This is a genomic window from Streptosporangium sp. NPDC049046, assembly GCF_040649155.1.
GTDB lineage: Bacteria > Actinomycetota > Actinomycetes > Streptosporangiales > Streptosporangiaceae > Streptosporangium.
On sequence record NZ_JBEZEZ010000024.1, the window covers coordinates 58,392 to 83,263 of the forward strand.

The following is a 24,872-nucleotide window of genomic DNA, read 5'->3' on the forward strand; positions in this document are numbered from 1 at the left end:
ACTGGAGGTGAGAGGCGTGCCCGACCGGGAGGACGACATGAGCATCGCATCGCTGGCCGACAGGCCGAGCGCCGAGGTGGACAAGACAGGGTCGCCCGAGCTGGAGCCGCTGCCCCAGTGGGTGTTCCCTCCCAAAGAGGGCTTCTCGGCTGAGGACCTCGACCGGCTTCGAGGGATCCCTCCCCACACGGAACTCATCGATGGCACTCTCGTCTTCGTGAGCCCCCAGACCCGTTTCCACTCACTCATCGTGGATCTCCTGATTTACACGCTGCGTCAAGCAGTTCCGTCTGGACTGCGTGTTCGCAGGGAGATGACGGTGACACTCGGCAAGCGCCAACGCCCCGAGCCCGATCTCGTGGTGACCCGAGCCGATGGCGACCTGGATCTGAAGCAGACCACCTACCAGCCGGCCGACGTCGTTCTCGCCGTCGAAGTCGTCTCCGCCGAGTCGGAGATCCGCGACCGGGAGCGCAAGCCGGTCCTGTACGCCCAGGCGGGCATCGACCATTTCTGGCGGGTCGAGGAGAAGGACGGCCGCCCGGTCGTCTACGTCTACGAGCTGGACCCGGGCACCAAGGCCTACGCGCTCATGGGGATCCACCACGACCGGCTGAAGGTCAGCGTCCCGTTCGACGTCGACGTCGACCTGACGGAGATCGACGGCCTCTGATCGTCGGCAGGGCTCCACGGCTAACCACTACGGGGCTCAGGCAACGGAACTCAGGCGACAGAGGGCTCCGGTCACTCCTTGAGGGAGCGGAGCATCGGAGGGTGCAGCGCCACGGCGGGGCCGCGGCGATACAGCTTGGCGGGGCGTCCGCCGTCGCGGGTGGTGGTGCCGCCGGTGGGCACCAGGAAGCCCTCGGCCTTGGTGACCTTGCGGTGGAAGTTGCGCGGGTCGAGGGCTCGGCCCCAGACGATCTCGTAGACCCGGCGCAGCTCGGCGACGGTGAACTCCGGCGGGCAGAAGGCCGCGCCCAGCGGGGTGTATTCGAGCTTGGCGCGGGCCCGCTCGATCCCGTCGATCATGATGCGCCGGTGGTCGAAGGCCATCTCGCGCAGCAGCGAGGAGACCGGCTGCCAGCTCATGTGCGCCTCGGTGGAGGTCGGCAGGTGCGGGGCGAGGCCGAGATAGGCCACGCTCAGCACGCGCTGGCGCGGGTCGCGGTCGGGGTAGCCGTAGGTCTGCAGCTGTTCCAGGTGCACGGGGGCGCCCGGCAGGCCCGCCCGTTCCGCGAGGACGCGGGCGGCGGCCGCGGGCAGGTCCTCGTCGAGCTGGATGAAACCGCCTGACAGGGCCCAGCGTCCCTCGTACGGCGGCTTGTCGCGCCGCCAGACGAGCGCGCTCAGCACCTGGCGGCGCACCGTGAGGACGACAAGGTCCACGCTGACGGGAATGCGCGGCACCATGGCAGGCACGTTACACCGGTCAGACCCGCACGCGGACGTGCAACGTCTCGGTGGCGGCGCGTCCGTCGGCCGCCGCGACCGAGACCCTGACCCAGGTGTCCTCGGGCACCCGGGTCCAGTCGAACGGGATCCACGCCGTTTCCATCCGTACCGGCAGGTCCGGCGGCGGCTCGGTCAGGTTCACCCCGGCCACGTCGACGACGCGGGGCTCCTCCTGGCCCTCCCAGGTGATCGTCACCTTGGAGCCCATCGGGATGTTGTAGCCGCGGATCTCCATGCCGTCCTGGATGTCGCGCTGCATGCGGACCGCGTCGGCGGCGATGGGCCGGTTGTAGTCGCGGGCGATCTCCTCGGCGAGGGACGGGGAGCCGCAGGTGTAGAAGTCGCTCCACATGTAGGAGACGACCTTGGAGACGTAGCGTCCGACCTGCGCCACGGCCGTGTCGAGCCGCTCCTTGTCGGTGCGTCCCCGGTCGGACCCCGCGGCGCACGGCTCCTCGCCCGAGGGCTCGAAGGCCTCGACGTTGGCCCAGAGCTGCACGTTGAAGCCCTGCTCGATCATCCTGGTCCTGGCGAGGGACATCTCGCGGTAGTAGTCGCGGGTCGAGCCGTGGTACGCCTCGCCGTTGGTCTTCTTCTTGACGACCGGGCTCAGCCGCTCGTCGATCTTCTCCTCGCGCTGGTCGGCCCAGAACAGCCCGACCTTGCCGGTACCCCGGCTGTCCTGCGGGGCGATGATCCCGACACCGGTCCTGACGAGGGCCTCGAAGCCCTTGGCGACCTGCTTGGGAGTGGCGCTGAACGGCCGTTCCTTGCGGGCGTCGAGGTAGGGGCTGACGAGCACGGGCCTGCCGGGCATCTCCTGCTCGACGATCTCGTGCTGCGAGGCGTAGACCCTGAGCGTCGGGTGGTCGGAGTCGGAGTCGCCGACGTACTTCATCTCGCGCATCTGCAGCTCGAACGGCTGGTAGAAACCGCCCAGCGAGGCCCGGTCCTGGAAGCGCGCCCCGTAGTCCTGCATGATCCGGCGGGTGAGGGTGGTGAGCGTGTCCGTGCCCTGCTTGGCGGCCTGGGTCTTCTGCGCCGGGTCTCGGGGAGCGAGCGGCAGCGCCGGGTAGACCTTCACGCCGAACCGGTCACCGAGGTCGAGCAACTCGGCGAGGCTGTCCTCGTGCGCGGCCGCGACCAGGATCACGTGATAGCCGCGTCCCTTGGACCGGATGTTCTCGCAGCTCGGGTCGTCGGTGCCGTCGTCGGGGGCGACGATCCGGTAGAAGACGGTCTTGTCGGTGACGATCTTCCGCTCGAACTCGGGGCAGCGGAACAGGTCCGGGCCGAACGCCTCGTCGGTGCGGTAGACGAACGTCCAGCTCACCCGGTTGCCGGGGTTGGCGGCCTTGAGGTCGTTCTCCGCCGCCAGCGCGCACGGGACCCCGTTCTCCTCGCACGGCTCGTAGCGGGCGTCGACGTCCCCCTGGCCGTCGAGGATCCGGCCGTCGTTGTCGAGGCGGCGCGCCTGCAGGCCCCAGCCGATCCGGATCACCGTGTCGCCGCCCACCTCGTGGATGGCGCCGAACTGCCGGCGCCAGGTGCAGTGGTCGCTGGTCGGCACCAGCCAGTAGCCGGTGACCGCGTACGGCCAGCGCATCGTCGTGTCGAACGTTCCGCACGGGTCGGTGAACTCGGTCACCTCCGGCACCGGCACCGAGGGGGTGGCGGAGGTGGAGGTGGGGGTGGAGGGCGAGGCCGTGAGCGACGAGCCGCCCGCCGTCGGGGAGCCGTTCCCGGTGGGCGTGGTCACCACGAACGTCGCCACACCCGCGAGGATCGCCACGCCCAGGAAAGCGATGAGCCAGCGCACGTTCAGGACACTACCGTTCTCGTGATCAGGCAGACATAAGGAGCCGGACGGACACCGCGGGCCTCGCCGTATCGACGATCAGCTCTTGACGCCCGCCCACGCCTCCAGCTGAGCGACGAAACGGCGGGCCGAGTTGGGCCAGTGGTGGTTCGCACGAGCCGCCGCATACCCTCGGGCACCCCTGGCATACCGTTCCCTGGCGTCGTCTCGCAGGAAGAGCACGGCCTGGGCCACCGCCTTGGGATCCTGCCAGGGCACGACCATGCCGCTGTCGTAGCGCTCGACCAGTTCCACCGCGCGGGGCGAGGGAGTGGTGATCACCGGGATGCCGTGCGCCATGTACTCCACGATCTTCGTGGGCATGGAGTGCCGGTAGTTGGGCTCGTCGTGCAGCAGGGAGAGCCCGGCGAGCGCGCCGTCGAGCCGCTTGAGCGCCTCGTCGTTCGGCATGAAGTCGCGCCATTCCAGCACGCCCTCCGCCACCGCCTCGTTCAGCGTCGGCCGCGACTGCGGGTCGGCGTAGCCGATCAGCTCGACCGCGACCCGGTACGGCTGGAGCAGCCGGGCCACCTCGATCGCCTCGTGCACCCCGCGCGCTCCCGACAGCCAGCCGAGGTAGACGACGCGGTCGTCGCCCGGCGGCGTCACCTCGTCGGGCACCCAGGTCTCGTTCGGCACCACCAGGTGCGCCTGGCGGAACCTTCCCGCGTACGCGGTCTCGGCCAGCAGCAGGTGCAGGTGCCGCTCGGCCGTGCCTTCGAGCAGGCGGGCCAGGAACCGCACCGGCGGGCGCAGGAACGCGGGCAGCCAGGGCTTCAGCGACAGCGTCGCGGGAGTGTCCTCGTGGACGTCCCAGACCACCGGCGGCCGCTTGCGCATCCCCGCCACCGCGAGCAGCAGCTCGGGGTCGTGGATGACCACGAGGTCGACCTCGCCGCGCATGCGCTTGAACACCTTGCGCGCGGCGCGCACCGCGGCGAACCGCTTGCGCTCGGCGGCGCGGGGGAGGTCGACGCCGTTCACCCAGGAGCGGGCCATCACGCCCCGCGCCGTGTACGGGGCCGCGTACGTGACCTCATGACCGGCGTCCACGAGCGCGCGGATCTGCCGGTGCAGGATCCGGGCGTCCTCGGGGTGATGCACCACCGTCATGACGAGCACGTGCACTTCGCGCAGCCCTCCGTCGCTAGAGCCGCTCGACGCGTTCACCCTCGGCGAGCACGCCTCGGGTGTCGAGCACGAGCTTGCCATGGTCCTCGACCGTCGACAGGTCGAAGGCGGCGTGCTGCTGGAGCAACAGCGTCACGTCGGCTTCGGCCACCGCCTTGGCGAGGTCTTCCTCACGTGGCACGTCGACGTCGTCGACCCGCCACTCCTTGACGTACGGATCGGCGAAGACGAGCTCCGCCCCCAGCTCGAGCAGCGCCCGCGCGACCGGCAGGGCCGGGGTCTCGCGCTCGTCGGCGATGTCGGGCTTGTACGTGACACCGAGCAGCAGCACCCTGGAGCCGTTGACGGGCTTCCGCTGCCGGTTGAGCAGTCGTTGCACGCGGGCCACCACGTAGGACGGCATCCGCTCGTTGATCTCCTGCGCCAGCTCGACGAAGCGGAACGGGTAGCCCAGCTTGCGCACCGTGTAGGAGAGGTAGGACGGGTCGACGGGGATGCAGTGCCCGCCGACGCCGGGTCCTGGAAGGAACTTCTGGAACCCGAACGGCTTGGTCGCCGCGGCCTCGATCGACTCCCACAGGTCGACACCGAGCTCGTCGCAGAAGATCGCCATCTCGTTGACGAGGGCGATGTTGACGTGGCGGTAGGTGTTCTCCAGGAGCTTGGCCATCTCGGCCTCGCGGGTGCCGCTCACCGGCACGACCTGCTCGATGAACTGGGCGTAGAACCCGACCGCGCGGTCCTTGCAGGCCGGGGTGTAACCGCCGACGACCTTCGGGGTGTTGCGCAGGCCGTACTTGGGGTTGCCCGGGTCGATGCGCTCGGGCGAGAAGGCGAGGTGGAAGTCGGTGCCCGCGGCGAGGCCCGAGCCCTTCTCCAGGATGGGGCGGGCGACCTCGTCGGTGGTGCCGGGCCAGGTGGTGGACTCCAGGACCACCAGCGTGCCGGCGCGCAGGTTGCGTGCGACGGTGGCGGTGGCGCCCTCGACCGACGACAGGTCGGGGCGGTGGTCCTCGTCCAGCGGGGTCGGCACGCAGATGACGACGGTCCGGCTGTCCGCCAGGACGGATTCGTCCAGCGTGGCGGTAAAGCCTCCCGCCAGCATGTGCTCGAGGTCGGCGTCGGTCAGGTCGTCGATGTAGGACGTGCCCGCGTTGAGGGCCTCGACCTTCGCCGCGTCCACCTCGAAGCCGACGACCCGCAGACCGGCCGCGGTGGCCTCCTTGGCCAGGGGCATGCCGACGTAGCCCAGACCGATGATGGCCAGGTCGTAGGCAGTCACTGGATGACCTTGGAACGCCGGAAACAACACTTCATGGTCGCAAAGGCTATCTCAAGTCCGAACGAGCTACGCCTAATGCGATTGAACGCATCGCAAACGGCTGGTCTCCCTGTTACCAACACGAGACCATCATCCAGCAATCGATCGGTAAATATCACGGTAAGTCTCCGCGATACGGCTCCACGTACGCTTCGCCGCCACCTCGGCCCGTCCCGCCTCACCCATCCCGGCCCTTCGCTCGGGATCGTCACGCAGCCCGGCGATCGCCTTGGCCAGCGCCTCGGGATCTCCCGGGGGCACCAGAAGCCCCGCCCCCTCCGAACCCACGAGCTCGGAGAGCGCCGGCAGGTCGCTCAGCACGACCGGCTTGCCGAGAGCCATCGCCTCGACGGGCTTCAACGGCGTGACGAGCCGGCAGACGCGCAGGTCCTCGCGAGGGCAGACGAAGATGTCGATCGCCGCCTGCGCCTGCAGGGCCTCGTCGGGACCGACACGTCCCGGCAGGATCGCGATGTCGCCCAGGCCCAGCTCCTCGACCTGTTCGAGCAGCGCCGCCCGCTCCACGCCGTCGCCGACGAGCAGCACCTTCACCGGCGCGCCCTCGTCCCGCAGCAGCGCGGCCGCGTTGATCATGGTGGCGAAACCCTCGTAGGCCACGATGCTCGACACCGAGCCCATCACGATCTCGCCGGGCTCGATGCCGTACGCGGCGCGGAAGCCCGCACCGTCGTACTCGGCGCTGAGCAGCGAGTCGTCCACCGCGTTCGGCGCGAGATAGATCCTCTCCCTCGGCACCCCGCGTTCGACGATCTCGGTGGCCATGGTCTCCGCGAGGGTGACCACGGCGTCGGCGGAACGCATGATGAACGCCTCGCGGTCGCGCTGGAGCACGTGTCGCTGGCTGCCGATGCGCTTGGGGTCGCGGGAGGCCCAGGTCTCCTCGAGGAAGCCCCGCACCTCGTAGACCATCGGCGTGCCGGTACGCTCGCGCACCGCGAGCGCCACCGATCCGTTGCGATGGTCGGTCGCGGCGTGCAGCACCTGCGGTCGCAGGGTCCTGACCAGCTCGGTCACCTCTCCGGCGCCGCGGATCATCCGCCCCTGGCTCTCGAACGGCACCTCGCCGCTCGGGATCAGCCGGTGGTAGGGGATGCCGTCGATCTCCTCGTACGGCGTCGCGTCGGCGTGCCCCTGCATCATCGGCCAGCCCCAGCTGGTCACGACGTGCGGGTCGAGCCCCGCGGCCTTCTGCGAGGTGACGATGCGGTGCGTGCGGACGGTGTATCCGGCCTGCGTGTACGGCAGCGCGTTCGTCACGCAGTGCAGCACCCTGCCGGGGAACCGCTCGCCCACGATCACCTTCGCCTTGGGCGGGATCGGGTTCGGCTGGATCGCGGCCAGCTCTCCCGCGTAGTAGGCGTGCCGGCGCTTGATGAAGGGGTAGCGCGTGTGACCCTGCAGCACCGCGGCGGCCTCGCTCATCCGGCCGGAGTCGAAGTGTTCCTTCGCCTCGCTCCACGGGCCCTTCACCAGGCGCATGCCGAGCTTGCGTACGACGATCTTGGCGCGGCGCGCGACGGGCCAGGCGAACCGGCCGACCACGGGACGGACACTCGGCGGGAGCGTCTCGGCCGCCGCCTGCGCCACGCGTACCGGGTCGGACTTCACCTTGGTCGCGACGACGCGGGAGACGATGACCGGGTGCTGGACGAAGCCCTTGATGAGGCCGCGCAGCCCGGCCCTGGCCGACTTCGCCGAGACCGGGGAGACGGGAGAGTCCGGGGATGCAGGGGAACCGGTGGGCGTCGGGGAGTCCGGGGAGGCGGGGAGCGACGCGGGGACCTTCTCCTCGTCCTCGTCCGAGGGCCTCGCCGTGACGGTGGGCATGTCGGAGACGGGGGGCGTGTCCGAGGCGGAAGGCTTGTCCGGGACGGAGGGGGTGTCCGGGGCGGAGGGCGTATCCGGGGGTGTGTCCGCTGTCTCCGTCGGCTTGTTGTCCGGTTCCGTGGTGCCGTCCGCGTCGGGTTTCCGCGTCGGGTTCGCGTTGGGTTTCCGCGTCGCGTCCACGTCGGAGACCGGGGCCGCGTCCACGGGCGAGGGCGTCTCCGCGCTCGGCGGGGGCGGCGGCTCCGTGGGCGTGTCCACTGCGGGGGTCTCAACGGCCGGGGGCGTCACCGAGGGAGAGGGGGTCGCCGGAACCGAGGGCGTCACCGGATCCGGGGACTTCACCGGATCCTTCGCCGAAACCTTCGCTGGAACCGAGGGGGAGTCTGGCCTGTTGGCATCGGATACCACGCCGTGACCGTACCATAGGCAACGTTTGCCCCACTGCCGCATGAAAGGCGAGGTCAATGAGGGACTTTGCCCGTCCGGGCGCTGCTCAGAGCCCCGATGATCCCCTCGTCCTGCACGTGCTCGGCGCGCGTCCGAACTTCGTGAAGGCCGCTCCCGTGGTGCGCGCCCTCACCGAGCTCGGGGTGCGACAGGGCATCGTTCACACCGGTCAGCACTATGACGCGCTCATGTCGGACGTCTTCTTCGCCGACCTCGGTCTTCCCGAGCCGATCGCCAACCTCGGCGTCGGTTCCGGCTCGCACGCCCGTCAGACGGCGGCCCTGCTCGTCGGCCTGGAGGACGTGGTGCTCGAACACCGTCCCACCCTGGTCGTCGTCTACGGCGACGTGAACTCGACGCTCGCCGCGATCCTCGTCTGCGCCAAGCTCCACGTGCCGACCGCGCACGTGGAGGCGGGCCTGCGTTCCTTCGACCGGGAGATGCCCGAGGAGGTGAACCGGGTCGTCACCGACGGCCTGTCCGACATCCTCTTCGCCACCTCGCCGGACGCGCTCTCCCACCTCGCCGCCGAGGGCGTCGACCCGGCCAGGGTGCACCTCGTCGGCAACCCGATGATCGACAGCCTGTTCTCCGCGCTGGACCACCTCGACCCCGCCCCGGTCCGCTCCCGGCTCGGCCTTCCCGAGCGGTACGCGGTCGCCACCCTGCACCGTCCCGGCAACGTCGACGACCCGGCCTCGGCCAAGGAGCTCGTCGACGCCGTGCTCTCGGTGAGCGAGCGCCTGCCGGTCGTGGTGCCACTGCACCCGCGCGGCCGGACCCGTCTGGCGGAGGCCGGACTGGTGAACGGCGACAACCTCCTCATCGTCGACCCGCTGGGCTACGTGGACTTCCTGTCGCTGGTGCGAGGCGCGACGCTGGTCGTCACCGACTCCGGCGGCGTGCAGGAGGAGACGACCATGCTGGGTGTGCCCTGCCTCACGGTGCGGCCCAACACCGAACGTCCGATCACCATCACGCACGGCACCAACCGGCTCGTCACCCCCGCGCAGCTGCCCGCCGCCGCCGACCGGGCACTGGCCGAGGGCTCGGGAACGCCGTCGGGCGAGCTGCCCCCGCTCTGGGACGGCAAGGCCGGTCCCCGGATCGCCCGGGTGATCGAGAGCTGGCTGCGCGGCGGCAACCTCTCACCGGCCGGTCAATCCGTATCGCCCAAATCCCTTTAAAACGGCCATTTGGCTACGACTTTGGTCGTACGCTGGCACGACCTCTGACAAAGGCGATTCCCCATGAGCGATGAGACCCCAGAAGAGCCGAAGTTCCAGCGTCTCGGACCGATCAACTGGCTGCCCGAGGAACGCAAGGTCGTCGAACGCCTTGAGGAGCGCGTCCACGACCTGGAGCGGCGGCTCGCCATCGCCGAGGCGCGGGCCGACTACGCGCAGTGGAAGCTGGAGTCCACCAAGGTGCAGCGCCCCTACCGGGTGGCCGAGGCACTGACGTCCGCCAAGGGGCCGGGGGTCACCGCGCTGCCGGGCAAGCTGCGCTCCGCGATGCAGGCACGCAAGGGCCCCAAGCCGCCCCGTCCGGTGGCCGAGGTGGTCGAGGAACTCGACCGGCAGGGGCCCGTGGTCAACGTACCGCAGGTCAAGTGGCCCGCCGGTCCGATCGTCCGCCCTGATATGAAGGTCGCGGTCATCCTGGACGACTTCTCCCGGATGGCGTTCAAGTACGAGTGGGACCAGATCGAGTTCGGGCTCCGCGACTGGCCGGAGATCTTCGCCGAGCGTCGTCCCGAGCTGCTGTTCGTGGAGTCGGCCTGGCACGGCAACCAGGGCCGCTGGCGCTACCAGATGACCGGGACGAAGGCCCCCAAGCCTGAGCTGATCGCCCTGATCGACTGGTGCCGCGCCGAGGGGATTCCCACGGTCTTCTGGAACAAGGAGGACCCGCCGAACTTCGACTTCTTCATCGACACGGCCAAGCTGTTCGACTACGTCTTCACCTGCGACGGCGACATGGTCCCCCGCTACCGCGAGGTGCTGGGTCACGACCGGGTCGACGTCCTGCAGTTCGCCGCGCAGCCCCGGGTGCACAATCCCATCCAGGAGAAGCAGGGGCGCGTCAACGACGTGGTCTTCGCGGGCATGTACTTCAGGGACAAGCACCCCGAGCGCCGCGAGCAGATGGAAACCGTCCTCGCCCCGATCCGCGAGCTCGGGCTGCACATCTTCGCCCGCAACGGCACCGTCGACGAGAAGTACGCCTGGCCGAAGGAGTACGTCCCGCACATCGTGGGCGAGCTGCCGTACGACCGGATGCTGGCCGCGTACAAGATGTACAAGGTCTTCCTCAACGTGAACTCGGTGCTCGACTCACCGACCATGTGCGCCCGCCGCGTCTTCGAGCTCTCGGCCTGCTCGACGTCGGTGGTCTCCGGCTGGTCCCGGGCCATCGAGGAGACCTTCGGGTCGCTGATCCCGATCGCCCGCGACGAGCTGGAGTCGTACAACCAGGTCCTGCACCTGATCAACAGCCCCGAGCTGCGCGCCCGCCAGGGGCACCTCGCCATGCGCGAAGTCTTCGACAAGCACCTCTTCTCGCACCGCGTGGACCAGATCCTGGGGATCCTCGGCCGGCCGGTGCAGCCGCGGACCCGCTCGATCTCGGTGGTCCTGCCCACCAACCGCGCCTCCCAGATCGAGCACGCGATCTCCTCGGTGGCCAAGCAGATCCACCGTCCGGTTCAGCTCGTCATGGTCCTGCACGGGCTCGCCATCGACCCCGTGGTGGTGGCGGACAAGGCGCGGATGGCCGGGATCACCGATGTCGTGGTGCTGCCCGCCGACTCGTCACTGTCGCTGGGCGCCTGCCTCAACATGGGCATCGCCGCCGCCGAGGGCGAGTTGATCGCCAAAATGGACGACGACAACCTCTACGGCGAGCACTACCTGTCGGACCTGGCCCGCGCCTTCGACTACTCCGACGCCGAGCTCGTCGGCAAGGGCGCGCACTACGCGTACTTCGAGGGCGGCAACACCACGATGCTCCGGCTGCCGGGGTTGGAGCACCGGTACGCCTTCCTGGTGCAGGGCGGCACCTTCCTCGGCAAGGCCGACATGTTCCGGCACTACGGGTTCGAGGACGTGACCCGGGGTGAGGACACCCGCCTGGTCCGCCGGCTCAAGGAGGACCGCGTCAAGATCTACTCCGCCGACCGGTTCAACTTCGTCTACTGGCGCAGTGGCGACAAGTCCCTGCACACCTGGCAGGCCGACGACATCAAGCTCACCCGCAACGCGCAGTTCTCCTTCGCCGGGCATCCGGAAGCGCACGTCATGATCTGACTTCGGTTTCGGCGTTGGTGGGGCGGTTCCCGAAGGTTTTCCTGCGGCATGGGCACGACGACCGGGGGCCGGCGTGTCAGATGGGTGCGCGCTCCGGTGGGTGGGTGTTCCGGTGGGCGGCCGTCGTTGGTGACAGGTCTGGGGGTCCGGCCGCTGTTCAAGGTGGGTGCGCGCTCCGGCGGGCGGCCGTCGTTGGTGACAGGTCTGGGGGTCCGGCCGCTGTTCAAGGTGGGTGCGCGCTCCGGTGGGCGGGTGCTCCGGGCGGCCGTCGTTGGTGGTCGTCTGGTGGGTCAGGCCTCCGGCCTGGCGGGCGCGCTGGTTGCGGATTTTTATAAGCCGCCCGGAACACCCGCCCACCTCCGCACACGGCCCGTCTCCCCGTAAGTGGTGCGGGCCGTAGTCGCTTTCTTACCGGCCGCCCGGTGTGCGCTGGGACGCTGAAGCAATCCGTACGGGGTCGTACGGGGTCCGTCGCCGTAGCTGAAGCGCCGGTGCGGAAAGGAGCGCAGCGGGCTCGCCGTGAGTCCATCGGGCTCGTCGTGGTTCGTCCTCTTGGCTCGCCACTCGTTCTTCCCCCTCGGCCGTGAGGGCGTCGGGTCGGGTCAGTGGCGGACTGCGCAGAGGAGGCGGTTGTTGCCGCGCTGCCAGAGGGTGCCGATCTCGGCGAATCCGGCATCGCGCAGGGCGTCGACGTGCTCGGAGAGCAGGGAGGACTCCGAGCCGTGGTGGTCGGCTCCCGCTGTGGTGCGTGCGGTGTTGAGTTCGGCGAAGGCGGGGTCGGCGGCGATCGCATCCCACCACTGGCGCCAGTCCTCGGGGTGGCCGTCGGCGAACACGCGCCGGGTCTCCCGGTCCTGTACGGCGCGTTCGAGACGGGCGATGGCCGGGGTGGTGTCGTCGGTCTCCATGTGGTCGCCGTTGAGCAGGAGCCCGCCCGGGCGCAGCACGGTCGCCAGTTCGGCGTACATCTTCTGGAGGTCGGGCCCGGAGATCCAGTGCAGTGCGGTGGTGCTCACCGCGACGTCGGCCGGCCTGTCCAGGCCGAGGGATCCGGTCCATCCGGGGGTGCGCAGGTCGAGGGAGAGGAAGGTGAGGTGCGGGTAGGCGGCCCGGCCGAGGCCGAGCAGCAGGGGGTCGGCGTCGACCGCGATCACCGTCGCCTGGGGCAGCCGCTCCAGGAGACGGGCGGAGAGCGAGCCCGGTCCACATCCGAGGTCGATGACGAGCGGATCGGGACGGCCCGCCGCCTCGACGGCGTCGATCAGCGCGGTGAAGCGCTCTTCGCGGTCGGGCAGGTAGCCCTCCTGCTGACGATCCCAGCGTGCGATCCACTCGAGTGCGGCATCGTGGGTGAGCACCATAGTCTCCTTGTGACTGCCGTCTAAGCTTATGACAGTTACAAGCTAGAACGTGAGGATGTGACTGGTCAAGTGGATTTCAACAGTCACACCGATTCGATCGTCCGCGTGGCGGTGGGGTTGGTCAACGAACTGACGCCGGGAGAGAGGCGGGGCCGCGACTTCTCGCCGCCGCGCGATCTCGCTCCCGCCGCCACGGAGGGCCTGCGCACCGGCTACCCGGGCCATCGGGAGGTCACCGAGGTGGAGGCCGGCGAGCTCGCCGAGATCGCCGGCCGGCTGCGCGTGGTCTTCGACGCCGTCGCGAAAGGAGACGTCGACGCCGCTGCCCTGCGGGTCAACGATCTTCTTGAGAAGACCAGGGCCCGGCCGATGCTCGAACGACACGACGGAGAGCCGTGGCACCTGCACTTCCACGGCCCCGGCGGCACCATGACCGGCGACTGGGCGGCGAGTTGTGCCACCGGGCTCGCGATCGTGCTGGGGAGCGAGCACCACGACCGTCTCGGCGTGTGTACGGCACCGCACTGCGACCGGGTCTATGTGGACGTCTCCCGCAACGGCACCCGCCGGTTCTGTGGCACCGCCTGCCAGAACCGCGTCAAGACCACGGCCTTTCGGGCCAGGGGCAGGGTTTCGTGAGGGCGGGTCGGAGACCGGCCCTCCAGCCGGTCGGCACGAAGATGCGGCTCTCTGGGAGCGGACCGGAGACCGGCCATGGTGGCCCCGGCAGCATCACCGATCGTCGTCGACAGGCGGAACGCTTGTCGGCCGTCGTTCAGAGGTAGGGCCGCTCAGGAGGCGTCCAGTCTCACGAATCACACCTCTTCCTACTGTCTGTCTCTGTATCGTAACTTTGTGTGATCACAGAATCGCAGACATCCTGGTGCTCGCTCGTCGAATGTGTGCGTGCTGCCGGTGAAGCAGCCCGTTCGGCACGGTTGCCGGCTCGGCGGGAGCAACGGCTCCCGCTCGGTCACGGCGGCGCGGCGGGAGGTCCGCTCCCTCATGGCGACTAGGAGCGCCCCGATCCGCGGTCCGGTGCGGAACGGCGAGCGCGCACTCGCCCCCGATCTCGCCCGTGGCTTCATGCTGTTGCTCATCGCCGTGGCGAACACTCCCTGGTATCTGTGGAGCCGAGAGATCCGGGCCACCACGATCCATCCGCCCGGAGGCTCGGCGCTGGACCGGATCGTCCAGGTGGTCGCCATCGTCGGGGTGGACTTCCGGGTCTATCCGATGTTCGCGTTCCTGTTCGGCTACGGCATGGTGCAGCTCCTGTCACGCCAGCAGGCCGCCGGGCACTCGGAGTCGGCCGTGTCGGCACTGCTGCGCCGCCGCAGCCTGTGGTTGTTCCTGTTCGGGTTCGTGCACGCGGCGTTGCTGTGGCAGGGGGACATCCTTGGCGCGTACGGCCTGACCGGGTTTCTCCTGTCCTGGCTGTTCCTGCGCAGGAGGGATCGCACGCTGCTCGTCTGGGCCGCGATCGGCACGGGCATCCTCATACTGGAGACCCTGCTCAGTGTGGTGGGGGCCTGCTTGGAGTCGTCCCCTGAGATCTTCGGTTATCTGTCTTTGGGAGCTGCGGGCAGTGCCGAGAGCGATCCGCTCGCCGCGGCGTCGGGACGCCTCGCCTTCTGGCCGATGGTCGTGGTCGGCCAGGGCCTGCTGGGACTCGTCGTGCCCGTCGCGATCGTCCTCGGTTTCTGGGCGGCCCGGCGGCGGATCCTGGAACAGCCCGGCGAGCACCTGCCACTGTTGGGCCGCGTCGCCGCCGTCGGCATCGCCATCGGATGGCTGGGTGGGCTCCCGCACGCGGCGGCGGTCATGGGGGTGCTGAGGGTCCCGGAAGAGTCGATGTTCGTTTTCGAGATGTCCCAGACGGTTACCGGCCTGCCCGCCGGGCTGGGTTACGCGGCGGCGTTCGGGCTCGTCGGGCACCGGCTCGGACGTCGGCGACGCCCCGGCCTCGCGTCCACGGCGGTGGTCGCGCTGGGCAGGCGGTCACTCTCGGCCTACCTCGCCCAGTCGCTGCTCTGCGCCCCGGTGCTGGCCGCATGGGGTCTCGGGGTCGGGGCTCACCTGCACAGCGCCTCCGTGGCCGGCTACGCGCTCGGCGTCTGGCTGATCACCGTGGTCGTGGCCTACGGCCTGGAGCGTCGCGGCAGGCGAGGACCCGCCGAGGTTCTCCTGCGTCGGCTGACGTACCGAACGGGTTGGAAAATCGAAGATCGTCAGGCGGTGTCGGGCGATTAGGCTTGCACTCCACCGCCTCGCCTGTGCTCGCCTGTGAAGGAGTCGCTCGTGATCACCGACCCAACGCTCACCCGGATCGGCCAGGGGGTGGAGTTACATCACCACAAAGGTCAACGTGACGCCGCTCGCGAGCTGTTCGCGCAGATCTGGGACGACATCGGCGGCGAGAAAGGCGAACCTCTGCATGTCTGCGTCCTCGCCCACTCGATGGCCGACGTGCAGGACGACGTGCGCGAGGAGCTGATGTGGGATCTGCGAGCGCTCGCCGCCGCCGACCTGGTCACCGACGAGCAGGCGGCCCAGGCCGGGGTGGCGATTTCCGTGGCCGGTCTGTATCCGTCGTTGCACCTCAACCTGAGCGACTGTTATCGCAAGCTGGGCGACCTCGACCTCGCCCGCAAGCACCTCCAGCAGGCGCGGGACACGATCGGCGCGCTCGGTGACGACGAGTACGGGCAGCTCATCAAGGGTGGTCTGCAGCGACTGGCCGAACAGTTGGACGAGGCCACCTGACCGAGCCCCGGCGCTTCCGCCTCCCTGGGTTTCCCCTCTCGGAAACTCGTGTCGGCCACGGGTTCGTGTCGCCCACGGGGAAGGGCACAGATGCCCGGGCCCCCGCTCGCCGATCCTCACTGACGAACACCGGTCACCTTCCGGTCGCCGGGATGTCCCGGGGATTCAGCCGGCCGGGCGGTAGACGCACACGTTCGTGCCCGCCCTGCTGGTGACCGTGGAGACCAGCTCGAACGTGTGCAGGCCGCCGTCGTCGGGGAAGATCGTCTTACCTCCGCCGAGGATCACCGGCATGACGATGAGCCGGAGCTCGTCGACCAGGTCCTCGCTCAGGAGGGTGCGGGCGAGGGTGGGGCTTCCCATGAGCACCAGGTCGCCGCCCTCGGTCTCGCGCAGTTTCCTGATGTGGGCGACGGCCTCGTCACCGGGGATTCGGGTGGTGTTGTTCCACGTCAGCTGGTCGTCGCCCAGTGTCAGGGACACGACGTACTTCGGGATGGCGTTCATCCGGTCGGCGAACGGGTCACCGGCTCGCCCCGGCCACGCCGCGGCCATGGTCTGCCACGTCCGGCGCCCGAACAGCAGCGCCCCGGCTCCGCTCAGCGCGCCGTCGAAGGCACCGCCGACCACCTCGGGGTCGAAGAACGGGTGGGACCAGCCACCGTGGGCGAAGCCGCCGTCGGTGTCCTCCTCGGGGCCACCCGGCGCCTGCACGACGCCGTCCAGGCTCATGAACTCGACGATCACGACACGCATGGATTCGCTCCTTGAAGGGGGTGGCTCAACGGGTTTCCTTCACGCTCGGGTGAAGGGCGACGACGATCCGATGGTCGCGGCCTTTCTCTGCGGACTCGTCGTGATATTTGGACACCAGGGCTGTGACGGCCCCGGCGAGCTCCCTGGCGAACTCGGCCCGGTCGGCGGCCGAGGCGAAACGCACCTCGCCGTCGATCGCGAAGGTCGCGACGCGCTTGCGTGCTTTGGCGGCGCCGGTGATGAGCGCCCCGACGTCGCGGACCAGCCTGGCCGCGACGGCCAGCAGCCAGCTCGCCGAGAGCTGGTCGGGTGAGCGCGCCGGGTCTGGCTCGACGGATGAGAGCGCGGTCGGGGAGATCACGTACGAGGCCGCGGTCGCCCGCATGATGCGCTCGTTGACGTTGCCCTTGCGCCGCTCCTCGATCATCTCGACGAGCCCGTGCGCCTCAAGCGTCTTCAGGTGGTAGTTGACCTTCTGCCGGGGCAGGCCGACCTTGGCCGCCAGCATGGTCGCGGAGCCTGGCTCGCTCAGCTCGGCCAGCAACCGGGCCCGGATGGGGTCCAGCGAGACCTCGGCGGCGGCGGAGTCCTCGATCACGGCGATGTCCTGCATGTCCGCAGACTATCCCCGACAAATTATATTGTCAAGGAAGCCCCATTTTTCCGGGATATCGGGGGGTCGGAGGGCTCGGGTCCGCCTCGGTTCTTCGGGGCTCGGTTCTTCGGGGCTCGGATCCGCCTCGGTTCTTCGGGGCTCGGTTCTTCGGGGCTCGGATCCGCCTCGGTTCCTCGGGCCTCGCTTCTTGCCCGCGGGCCCCTTTCCCTATTCACCGGTTGCCCTCCCGCGTGCGAGCGCGGGCTCCTCGTACTCGTTCACCGGAGCCCCTCGCCCGGTCGCCTCCCGTGTACGGGGGCGGGTCTCCTTCGGCTGCCCCCCTGGCCGCGCACGGTCGCCCTCCCGTGTACGGGCGCGGGAGAAACCGGGGTCGCGGGCCGCGGTTTGATCTCCGTACGGGCGGCGCTGGAAGCGTATGAGCATGATGTCGCGAATTCCAGGAATCGGTGGGCTCGGGCGGACAGCAACGGCCCCGCCCCGGAAAGATCTGGGGCGGGGCCGTCGGGGGTGTCCGGGGTGGTGGTCTCCGGATCTCCTCGGGGTCTCCCCGTGGAGATCCGGCCGCCCCGGATCACGGATTACCGGACGCCTCGCCTGCCGTAGAGGCTTACCGTCAGGATGACGCCGACCGCGGCAAGGGCGACCTGGATCATCAGCTCGATCCAGTCGATACCTGAGGTGGCAGCGACCCCGAGCGCGCCGGCGATCGCGGTACCGATGAGGGCCGCGACGATACCGATGACGATGGTCAGCCAGATCGGGATGGACTGCTTGCCGGGCACGACGAGCCGACCCAGGGCACCGATGATGGCGCCGATAACAATGGCGGTGATGATGCCGGTGACTGTCATGTTCCACTCTCCCTGTCTGCTCAGCTGCCAGGCGTATGCCCTAGGAAAAAGGAACAACACATAACGGGGTGCCCCGAATTAATGGCCGCGGGTCACGAATCCGTTGCGCGGAGGTCTCAGGCAGGTCGTGCCCCCCGATTCGCCCGGAGGAGACCCGGCTTCACCTGCCACGAAAGCCACACGGCCCCCATCCGTCTTCTACGGGGATCCCCGGAAAAAATCTGTCATCCGTGGGGATCGGCCGGGGAAATCCGTCGAAGAAATCGGGGAGAGGGGGCGAAGCGAGGGGTTCGGAGAGGGGGTTCGGAGAGGGTGAAGTCGGCTCTTCGATGGTGCGGGGGACGCTCGTCTTCGGCATCGAAGAGCCGTGACGCCGAGAGTCAGGGGGCGAGGGCGGCAGGTTTTTCCGGGGGCGTGGCTCCTCTTTCCGATCTTTCCGAGGGGGCGGCCCCATCGGTCGTCGTGGCCCCATCGGTTGCGGTGGCCCTACCGGTTGCCGTGGCCCCATCGGTTGCCGTGGCCCTATCGGTTTCGTCGGTTTCTGTGGCCTCGGTGGTTCCGGTGGTTCCGGTGAGAGTGGCCGTGGCGGAGGGAGGGGCGGCTTCGAGGGGGGCGGTGGGGGTGACGGTGCTCAGGAGGGAGCGGGCGAGGCCGAGGCCGGCGCCGCCGAGGGTGAGGGCCTTGGCGAGCATCTCCTCGACGCCCTGGGCGCCGTTGAGTACGACCATGTGGTCGACGTTGCCGAAGGCCTTCGCGCCCGCCTCGACGATCTGGGGCCACTTCTCGGCGAGCTGCTGGGCGATGACCGCCTCCTGGTTCTCGGCGAGCGCCTCGGCGCGGGCCCGGATCGCGTCGGCGACGGCCAGCCCTTTCGCCCTGGCGGCCTCGGCCTCCGCGAGCCCCTGCGCCTTGGAGGCGTCGGCGGCGGCCAGGCCGCGGGCCCTCGCGGACTCCGCCTCGCCGAAGCCGGTGACCTTCGTCGCCTCCGCGGTGGCGATACCGCGCAGCCGCACGGACTCGGCCTCGGCCGCGGCGGCCTGCTTGACCTGCGACGCCTGCGCGGCGGCGCGGAGTTCGGTCTCGCGCGCCTCGGCCTCGGCCTGGGCGATGCGGGCGTCGCGCTCGGCCCGGGAGACCGTCACGGTCTCGTACGCCCTGGCGTCCGCGGGTTTGCGGATCTGGGCCTGGAGCCGTTGCTCGGCCAGTGCGGCCTCAAGCTCGGCCGCCCGGGTCTCCTGGACGACGACCTCCTGCCGGGCGGACGCCTCGGAGAGCGGCCCCGCCTGGCGGGACCTGGCCTGGGCCTCGTCGATCTCGGCCTGGTAGACCGCCTGCTTGATCTTCGCGTCTCGCCAGGCCGCGGCCTTGTTGGCCGCGGCGATCTGCTCGGCCTGGGTGGCCTCCTGGTCGCGCTGCGCCTCGGCGATGCGGGCCGCGGCGGCGATGCTGGCGGCGTGCGGTTTGCCGAGGTTGGTGATGTAGCCCGTCCCGTCCTCGATCTCCTGGATCTGCAGGGAGTCGACGATCAGACCGAGCCTGATCATCTCGTCGGCGGCCGAGGCGCGGGTCTCGCCGGTCAGCCGTTCGCGGTTGAGGATGAGGTCCTCCACCGTGAGGTTGCCGATGATCGAGCGCAGGTGGCCGGTGAACAGCTCGTGGATGGCACCGTTCATCGAATCCTGCTGGTCCAGGAAGCGCCGGGCCGAGTTGGCGATCGAGTGCAGGTCGTCGCCGACCTTGTAGATGACGACGCCTCGTACGACCACCGGGATGCCCTGCTGGGTGACGCAGGAGACCTGGAGGTTGGTGGCGCGGCTGTCCAGGCGCAGGCGGCGCGCGGTCTGGAAGCCGGGGAGCACGGCGGTGCCCTTGCCGGTGACGATCTTGAATCCGAGACTGTCGGCGACCGTGGAGTTTCCCCGGGCGCCGAGGCCGGAGATGATCAGCGCCTCGTTGGGCTCCGCCACCCGCCAGACGGATTTGAAGAGCAGGGTGATGACGAGAAGGGCGACGAGGGCGAGGCCCCCTATGACGAGGTACTCCGTGGGCATCTCGGCCTCCGCGGTGTGGGGGAGATCAGATTCGGGGAGCGGGGCGGATCAGGGGAGCGCGCGGGCGACATAGATCGTGCGCGGCGGGAAGAACTCGACGACCACCACGATCGACGACGGGGCGATCTCCTCGTCCGGGACCGTCGGGTGGGCGTAGAACGCCTCGACGCCCCCGCGGACCTCCACCATCACCTCCCCGACCAGGCCGGGGCCGATCCGTCCCGTGACTCTTCCGTGCTTACCGACCACGTGATACTCCCCCGCGACATCGGTCAAAGGGAAAAGCGAATATGAAGGCACGGAGGCCGCCCCCGCGTGCCGCGCCTCGCCACCCGGCGACATGGAGGCGCCGGATCCCTCGCTTCACTTTATCCGAGTAACAAGTCGAATGGCCATATGGTTATGGATTATCCGACAATCCGGATGGCATGCCTTCGCTGCCTCGCGGAGTCGTCGGGAGGGCGCCCGGAGCACCCTCGGAGGGCGCGGAGCAGCGAGAATGAGCGGGATCGGCGGTGACGGCGTGGGGCGCGTACCGGGTCACTCGCGGCTTTTCCCGGATCGGATCGGCCAAGACCCCATCTCCCCGCTTAATTCCCGGCCGCCACGACATGACTCTCATGTGGGACATGTCGCGACAGCGCGTTAATGGCCCGGGTAAAAACTTCCCGAAAACGCAGCGAGGCGACCCCACCGATCCATTCACATCGTGATGATCGCCCCATGACAGATCCTCACGAGATCAATCCACGTAAGGCCCTGGAACTCGGCATGGACCGGCTCATCTCCCGCCGGGACTTCTTCGATGGGGTGATCACGGCCACCGGTGTCGCGGCGGCGTGCTCGCTGCCCGGGACCGGTCGGGAAGAGACCCACTCCGCGCTTCCGGAGGATCTGGAGCTCTCCTGTCCGCCGTCCCTCACGGGGTTGCGCGGCGACACCGCAGAGGCGCTGAGCGTGCCCCACGCCCTCCGCGACCGGCGCTTCTGGCCGTACGTCGGCCCCCCGGAACCCACCGGCGAGCACTACGACCTGGTCGTGGTCGGCGCGGGGATCAGCGGCCTCAGCGCGGCCCACCGATGGCTGGAGCGCGAGCCCGGCGCGCGGATCCTCATCCTCGACAACCACGACGACATCGGCGGGCACGCCCTGCGCAACGAGTTCCGCCCGGCGGCCAGGAAGGGGCCGCTGGTCGCGTACGGCGGCTCGCGGTCGATGCAGCACCCGTCGGCGTGGACTCCCGAGGGCAAGGACCTGCTCGCCAAACTGGGCGTCCACCCGGAAGGGCTCGGGGAACCCTCGGGCCGGGAGCCGTACGCGAGCCTGGGGATGCACGACGGCGTCTTCTGCGACCGGGAGGCGTTCCCCGCCGGAGGCGCGGAGAGGCTCGTCGTGCTCGGGCCCGGCAGGAGCGCTCCCGAGTGGATCGCCGAGCTGCCCGTCGCCGAGCGGGCCAGACGGGACCTGCTCATGCTGTACGGCGATCCGCCCGACTGGTTTCCCGGCCTGTCCGCCGAGGAGAAACAGGCGCGGCTGGCCCGGCTGACCTACTCGGGCTTCCTCAGGGACGTCTGCGGCGTCCACCCGGACGTGCTGGCGTTCGTCAGGACCATGCCGAGCGACGAGTGGGCCTACGGCTCCGACGCCTTCGGCGCGATCGACGCCTGGGGCAGCGCCGACGAACACCGGTACCCGGGGTTCCAGGGGCTCGGGCTCGACAGGTCCAAGCCGTCCAGGTACAACTCCCCGACCGTGATCAAGGAGTGGGACGCGGGCGCACCGCGCGCCTGGCGCTTCCCGGAGGGCAACCAGGCGATCGTCAGGATGATGGCCGCCCGCATGATCCCCGGCTTCGCGACGGCCTTCGGCGTGAAGGACATCACCACCGCGAGCTTCGACTACGGCGTGCTCGACCGGCCGGGCAACCGGGTCCGCGTACGGTTGTCCAGCCCGGTCGTCTCCGCCGCCAACGACGGCCCCGCCGACACGGCCGGCGGCGCCACGGTCGGCTACTTCGACGGCGAGCGGGTGAGAACCGTACGGGCGGGCGGTGTGATCATGGCCTGCTGGAACTCGATGATCCCCTACCTGGTCGACGACCTCCCGCCCGAGCAGCGGACGGCCCTGGGGCGGGCGGTCAAGGTGCCCCTGCTGTACGCGACGGTCCAGCTCCGCGACTGGCGGGCCTGGCGGAGAATGGGGATCAGGCGCGCCCGGTTCACCGGCGCCCGCTGGTGCGTGGCCGAGCTCGACGACCCGGCGGACGTCGGCGCCTACAGATGCCCGAGGAGGCCCGAGGAGCCGATCACCGCGCACCTGGTCGGCACCCCCGTCACACCCGGTGTGTCCCCCGCGCAGGGCTCGGTGGCCGGGCGGTACGCCCTGATCGAGACGCCGTACGAGCACCTGGAGTACAGCATCCGCGACCAGCTCACCCGGTTGCTGGGGCCCGGTGGCTTCGACGCGGCCCGTGACATCGAGGCGATCACGGTCAACCGGTGGGGACACGGCTACGCGCCGGAGTACGCCACCCCGTGGGACCTCGACTTCTACCCCGACGGAACCCCTCCTGCGGCCGTCGCCCGCAGGACACACGGCCGGATCGCGATCGCCAACTCCGACTCCGTTCCGGCCGCCCGCGCCGACGCGGCCGTCACCGCCGCCTACCGCGCGGTCGCGGAGCTGCAGGACGGGCCCTCGCGCCCTTCGCACCCTTCCGGCCCTTCCTCCGGACCGCTCCTGACCTGACTCCGGCGTCCCCGCTCCGACCTCGGGGGTCGGTCGGTCGTGGTTGGTCTCAATCGGTCGCGGTCATGGTCGGTCGGTCGCGGTCATGGTCGTGGTCGGTCGCGGTTCGTGCTCGGTCGGTTTCGATCGGAAGGGCCGCTCAGCCCGGCTTTCTCAGTTTGGTGAAGGCCCAGCTCATGCTGGGCTCGACCGCCCAGTGAGTGACGCGCCGCACCGGCGCCGTACACAGCAGGGCGGCGATCCCGACCCCGAAGAGCGCCACGGCCGTCACCCCGGGCACGGTCTGCGCCCAGTCGCCGTAGAACCGTTCGGCGACCTTCACCACCAGGCCGTGGAGAAGGTAGGCGTACATGGTCGCCATGCCGAGCCCCGAGTACCAGGTGCGCACGGAGGGGGTGACCGCGAGGAACGCCGCCACGAGCACCGCCCCCGCCGCCAGCATGCCCAGGCGGATCAGGCTGCCGGTGAGGTCGTCCACCCCGATCGCGTCGTTGGCGTGCCGCCAGCGGATCCACTCGGTCTTCACCACGGTGTGCGTGGCGAGCGCGAGCGCCGCGCCTGCGGCGAGGGTGACCGCGCCCGCGACCCGGACCCACCGCCTCCTGAGCCACTCGAAGTGCTCGGGCCGCAGCATGAGCCCGAGTACGTAGAACGGGAGCAGGCCGAGGGTGCGGTTCATCGACAGCTCGTCGGGGAGCCTGCTCATCCCCGACAGCAGCGACAGCCCGACCGCGACCACGAGCGGCCATCGCAGTTGCTGCCAGACCGGTGTGGACAGCCGCCACAGGAACAGCGACATCAGGAACCAGGTCAGGTAGTACGGGTCGAGGAGGCTGATGTCGAGCTTGCCGTACAGGAAGAGGCGCGGCAGTGAGTAGAGCAGCTCGAAGATCACGTACGGGACGGCGAGGGTGCTGATCAGCTTGCGCGCCTTGCCGGACGAGAAGGTGAAATTTCGTGACAGGTAGCCGCTCAGCACGATGAACAGCGGCATGTGGAACGTGTACACGAAGAAGTAGGCGGCATGCGCGACCGGAACGTCCCGCAGGTCCTCGATCAGGTGGCCGGACACGACCAGGGTGATCGCGAGAAACTTGGCGTTGTCGAAGAACGGGTCCCTCGCCGTGGCGGGCGGGAGGGCGGCCCGCAGCGGGGTTGCGACGCTCACAGCCCGGGACCGTAACCGGACCCGCCCAACACCCGGCGAACGCCCGGTGACGCGCGGGGAAATCCCCGCCGCGTACGTGAGGACGTGCGGCCCACCGTCTTGCCGTTCTTCCCTCGACCACATCCCCGCCGTGCACGCGAGGACGTACGTCGTGGGCACGCCCGCGCGACACCTTGGGGCGTGAAGCGCCCGTCGCGGGGACGTACGTCGTGGGCACGCCCGTCGCGAGGTCAGGTCGCGAGAGCGCATCGTGGGCACGCCCGTCGCGAGGTCAGGTCGCGACGTCGTGGGGCGTGGCGCGGCCGCCCGTCGGGAGGGCCGCGTGGGGGTGGGCGGTTACGCGACGGCGGCGGCGCTGGCGTCCCAGAGGGCGCGGGCCAGTGCGGGGTCGCTCATCCTCTTCGGAACGGCGGCGGGGGCGCTCTTGGCGAAGTAGCGGCCGGGGTGGGCGGCGCCGTCCGGATGGGTGGCGAGGTGGACCATGGTGCTCGCCCCCTCCTCGACGGTCTGCCCCATGCCGGGGATGTTCTTCACCATCCACATCATGAACGTCGACGGGGCGAACTCGGTCTTGATCACGCCGGGGTGGAAGCAGGTCGCGGTCACCTCGGTGTCCTGGAGGCGGCGGGCGAGTTCCACGGTGAACAGGGCTCCCGCCTGTTTGGTGTCCCCGTACTGGAGCCAGCCGCTCCAGCGCCGCCGTTCGCGGTTGAGGTCGGAGGGATCGAGTCCCCCGGTCTTGCCCGCGCGGGAACTGGTCGTGATCACCCGCCCGGTGACCCGTTCGAGCAGCAGGTTCGTCAGCAGGAAGGGGGCGAGGTGGTTGACCTGGATCATCGTCTCGTGGCCGTCGCGCGTGAACGTGCGCTCGGTCGTCATGACCCCCGCGTTGTTGACGAGGATGTCAATCCGGTCGTAGCGGGAGAGCAGTTCGGCTGCCAAACTACGCACATCATCCAAAAGGGTGTAATCGCAGGTAAACGTATCCGGGAGCACCCCGGAGACCTCCCGCACCCTTTCTGCCACCCGAGCCGTCTTGTCGGGATTACGGCCGACCAGAACTACGGTCTGCCCGCGCCTCGCGAGCTCCACCGCGGCAGCAGCACCAATTCCGGCACTAGCCCCGGTAATCACACTAATCATCGGATCCTCCACTGCGCAAAAACCCTATTCGGTGCTAGTCTCCT

At 69.6% G+C, this 24,872-nt stretch carries 20 protein-coding genes; 7 read left to right on the forward strand and 13 right to left on the reverse strand.

The window, feature by feature from the left end; genetic code table 11:
• The first annotated feature begins 37 nt into the window (after nt 1–37).
• On the forward strand, nt 38–673 hold the full coding sequence (locus AB0B96_RS29595; protein WP_362903854.1) for a Uma2 family endonuclease: 636 nt from the start codon (nt 38–40) through the stop codon (nt 671–673).
• 71 nt (nt 674–744) lie between these two features.
• Here the strand turns inward: AB0B96_RS29595 and AB0B96_RS29600 are convergent, their stop codons facing one another.
• The 5 genes from AB0B96_RS29600 to AB0B96_RS29620 all read right to left on the reverse strand — a co-directional run bounded on the left by AB0B96_RS29600 (nt 745) and on the right by AB0B96_RS29620 (nt 7,871).
• A complete protein-coding gene (locus AB0B96_RS29600; RefSeq protein WP_362903857.1) occupies nt 745–1,413 on the reverse strand; it encodes an NUDIX domain-containing protein in 669 nt (222 codons plus the stop codon).
• 19 nt (nt 1,414–1,432) lie between these two features.
• Nucleotides 1,433–3,274 (reverse strand): DUF4434 domain-containing protein, encoded by a 1,842-nt coding sequence (locus AB0B96_RS29605; RefSeq protein ID WP_362903859.1) that lies wholly within the window; start codon nt 3,272–3,274, stop codon nt 1,433–1,435.
• 78 nt (nt 3,275–3,352) lie between these two features.
• Complete coding sequence (locus tag AB0B96_RS29610) at nt 3,353–4,441, reverse strand: glycosyltransferase (protein WP_362903861.1); 1,089 nt, start codon at nt 4,439–4,441, stop codon at nt 3,353–3,355.
• A 19-nt stretch (nt 4,442–4,460) separates the two neighbouring features.
• Nucleotides 4,461–5,726 (reverse strand): nucleotide sugar dehydrogenase, encoded by a 1,266-nt coding sequence (locus AB0B96_RS29615; protein ID WP_362903863.1) that lies wholly within the window; start codon nt 5,724–5,726, stop codon nt 4,461–4,463.
• 129 nt (nt 5,727–5,855) lie between these two features.
• The gene (locus AB0B96_RS29620) at nt 5,856–7,871 is read right to left on the reverse strand and encodes a glycosyltransferase (protein ID WP_362903865.1); all 2,016 of its coding nucleotides are present in this window, start codon (nt 7,869–7,871) and stop codon (nt 5,856–5,858) included.
• A gap of 206 nt (nt 7,872–8,077) precedes the next feature.
• Between AB0B96_RS29620 and wecB the strand changes: the two genes are divergently transcribed.
• Both wecB and AB0B96_RS29630 read left to right on the forward strand, forming a co-directional pair.
• Nucleotides 8,078–9,247 carry a UDP-N-acetylglucosamine 2-epimerase (non-hydrolyzing) gene (gene wecB / locus AB0B96_RS29625; protein WP_350942396.1) on the forward strand — a complete coding sequence of 390 codons (1,170 nt, stop codon included), beginning with the start codon at nt 8,078–8,080 and terminating at the stop codon, nt 9,245–9,247.
• Between the two features lie 63 nt (nt 9,248–9,310).
• The gene (locus tag AB0B96_RS29630; RefSeq protein WP_362903868.1) at nt 9,311–11,368 is read left to right on the forward strand and encodes a glycosyltransferase; all 2,058 of its coding nucleotides are present in this window, start codon (nt 9,311–9,313) and stop codon (nt 11,366–11,368) included.
• 602 nt (nt 11,369–11,970) lie between these two features.
• Here the strand turns inward: AB0B96_RS29630 and AB0B96_RS29635 are convergent.
• The gene (locus AB0B96_RS29635; RefSeq protein ID WP_362903870.1) at nt 11,971–12,726 is read right to left on the reverse strand and encodes a class I SAM-dependent methyltransferase; all 756 of its coding nucleotides are present in this window, start codon (nt 12,724–12,726) and stop codon (nt 11,971–11,973) included.
• Nucleotides 12,727–12,798: 72 nt separating this feature from the next.
• Between AB0B96_RS29635 and AB0B96_RS29640 the strand changes: the two genes are divergently transcribed.
• The 3 genes from AB0B96_RS29640 (at nt 12,799) to AB0B96_RS29650 (ending at nt 15,495) form a co-directional block, all read left to right on the forward strand.
• The gene (locus tag AB0B96_RS29640; RefSeq protein ID WP_362903872.1) at nt 12,799–13,368 is read left to right on the forward strand and encodes a CGNR zinc finger domain-containing protein; all 570 of its coding nucleotides are present in this window, start codon (nt 12,799–12,801) and stop codon (nt 13,366–13,368) included.
• A 366-nt stretch (nt 13,369–13,734) separates the two neighbouring features.
• On the forward strand, nt 13,735–14,982 hold the full coding sequence (locus tag AB0B96_RS29645) for a DUF418 domain-containing protein (protein ID WP_362903874.1): 1,248 nt from the start codon (nt 13,735–13,737) through the stop codon (nt 14,980–14,982).
• A 48-nt stretch (nt 14,983–15,030) separates the two neighbouring features.
• Nucleotides 15,031–15,495: a hypothetical protein gene (locus tag AB0B96_RS29650; RefSeq protein ID WP_362903876.1), complete on the forward strand. Its 465-nt coding sequence runs from the start codon at nt 15,031–15,033 to the stop codon at nt 15,493–15,495.
• A 165-nt stretch (nt 15,496–15,660) separates the two neighbouring features.
• Here AB0B96_RS29650 and AB0B96_RS29655 read toward each other — a convergent pair whose 3' ends face one another.
• The 5 genes from AB0B96_RS29655 to AB0B96_RS29675 all read right to left on the reverse strand — a co-directional run bounded on the left by AB0B96_RS29655 (nt 15,661) and on the right by AB0B96_RS29675 (nt 20,045).
• Nucleotides 15,661–16,251 carry a dihydrofolate reductase family protein gene (locus AB0B96_RS29655; protein WP_362903878.1) on the reverse strand — a complete coding sequence of 197 codons (591 nt, stop codon included), beginning with the start codon at nt 16,249–16,251 and terminating at the stop codon, nt 15,661–15,663.
• Nucleotides 16,252–16,276: 25 nt separating this feature from the next.
• Nucleotides 16,277–16,864, reverse strand: coding sequence for a helix-turn-helix domain-containing protein (locus AB0B96_RS29660; RefSeq protein ID WP_362903880.1), 588 nt, complete (start codon nt 16,862–16,864; stop codon nt 16,277–16,279).
• Nucleotides 16,865–17,445: 581 nt separating this feature from the next.
• Nucleotides 17,446–17,718 (reverse strand): GlsB/YeaQ/YmgE family stress response membrane protein, encoded by a 273-nt coding sequence (locus AB0B96_RS29665; RefSeq protein ID WP_350942387.1) that lies wholly within the window; start codon nt 17,716–17,718, stop codon nt 17,446–17,448.
• Between the two features lie 380 nt (nt 17,719–18,098).
• Entirely contained in the window at nt 18,099–19,769 is a 1,671-nt protein-coding gene (locus tag AB0B96_RS29670; RefSeq protein ID WP_362903883.1) for an SPFH domain-containing protein, read from the reverse strand.
• Between the two features lie 48 nt (nt 19,770–19,817).
• A complete protein-coding gene (locus AB0B96_RS29675) occupies nt 19,818–20,045 on the reverse strand; it encodes a hypothetical protein (RefSeq protein ID WP_362903885.1) in 228 nt (75 codons plus the stop codon).
• Nucleotides 20,046–20,492: 447 nt separating this feature from the next.
• Between AB0B96_RS29675 and AB0B96_RS29680 the strand changes: the two genes are divergently transcribed.
• A complete protein-coding gene (locus tag AB0B96_RS29680; RefSeq protein WP_362903887.1) occupies nt 20,493–22,517 on the forward strand; it encodes an NAD(P)-binding protein in 2,025 nt (674 codons plus the stop codon).
• 139 nt (nt 22,518–22,656) lie between these two features.
• Here AB0B96_RS29680 and AB0B96_RS29685 read toward each other — a convergent pair whose 3' ends face one another.
• Nucleotides 22,657–23,685, reverse strand: coding sequence for an acyltransferase family protein (locus AB0B96_RS29685; protein WP_362903889.1), 1,029 nt, complete (start codon nt 23,683–23,685; stop codon nt 22,657–22,659).
• Between the two features lie 336 nt (nt 23,686–24,021).
• A complete protein-coding gene (locus AB0B96_RS29690) occupies nt 24,022–24,828 on the reverse strand; it encodes an SDR family NAD(P)-dependent oxidoreductase (protein WP_350942376.1) in 807 nt (268 codons plus the stop codon).
• Nucleotides 24,829–24,872: the final 44 nt, after the last annotated feature.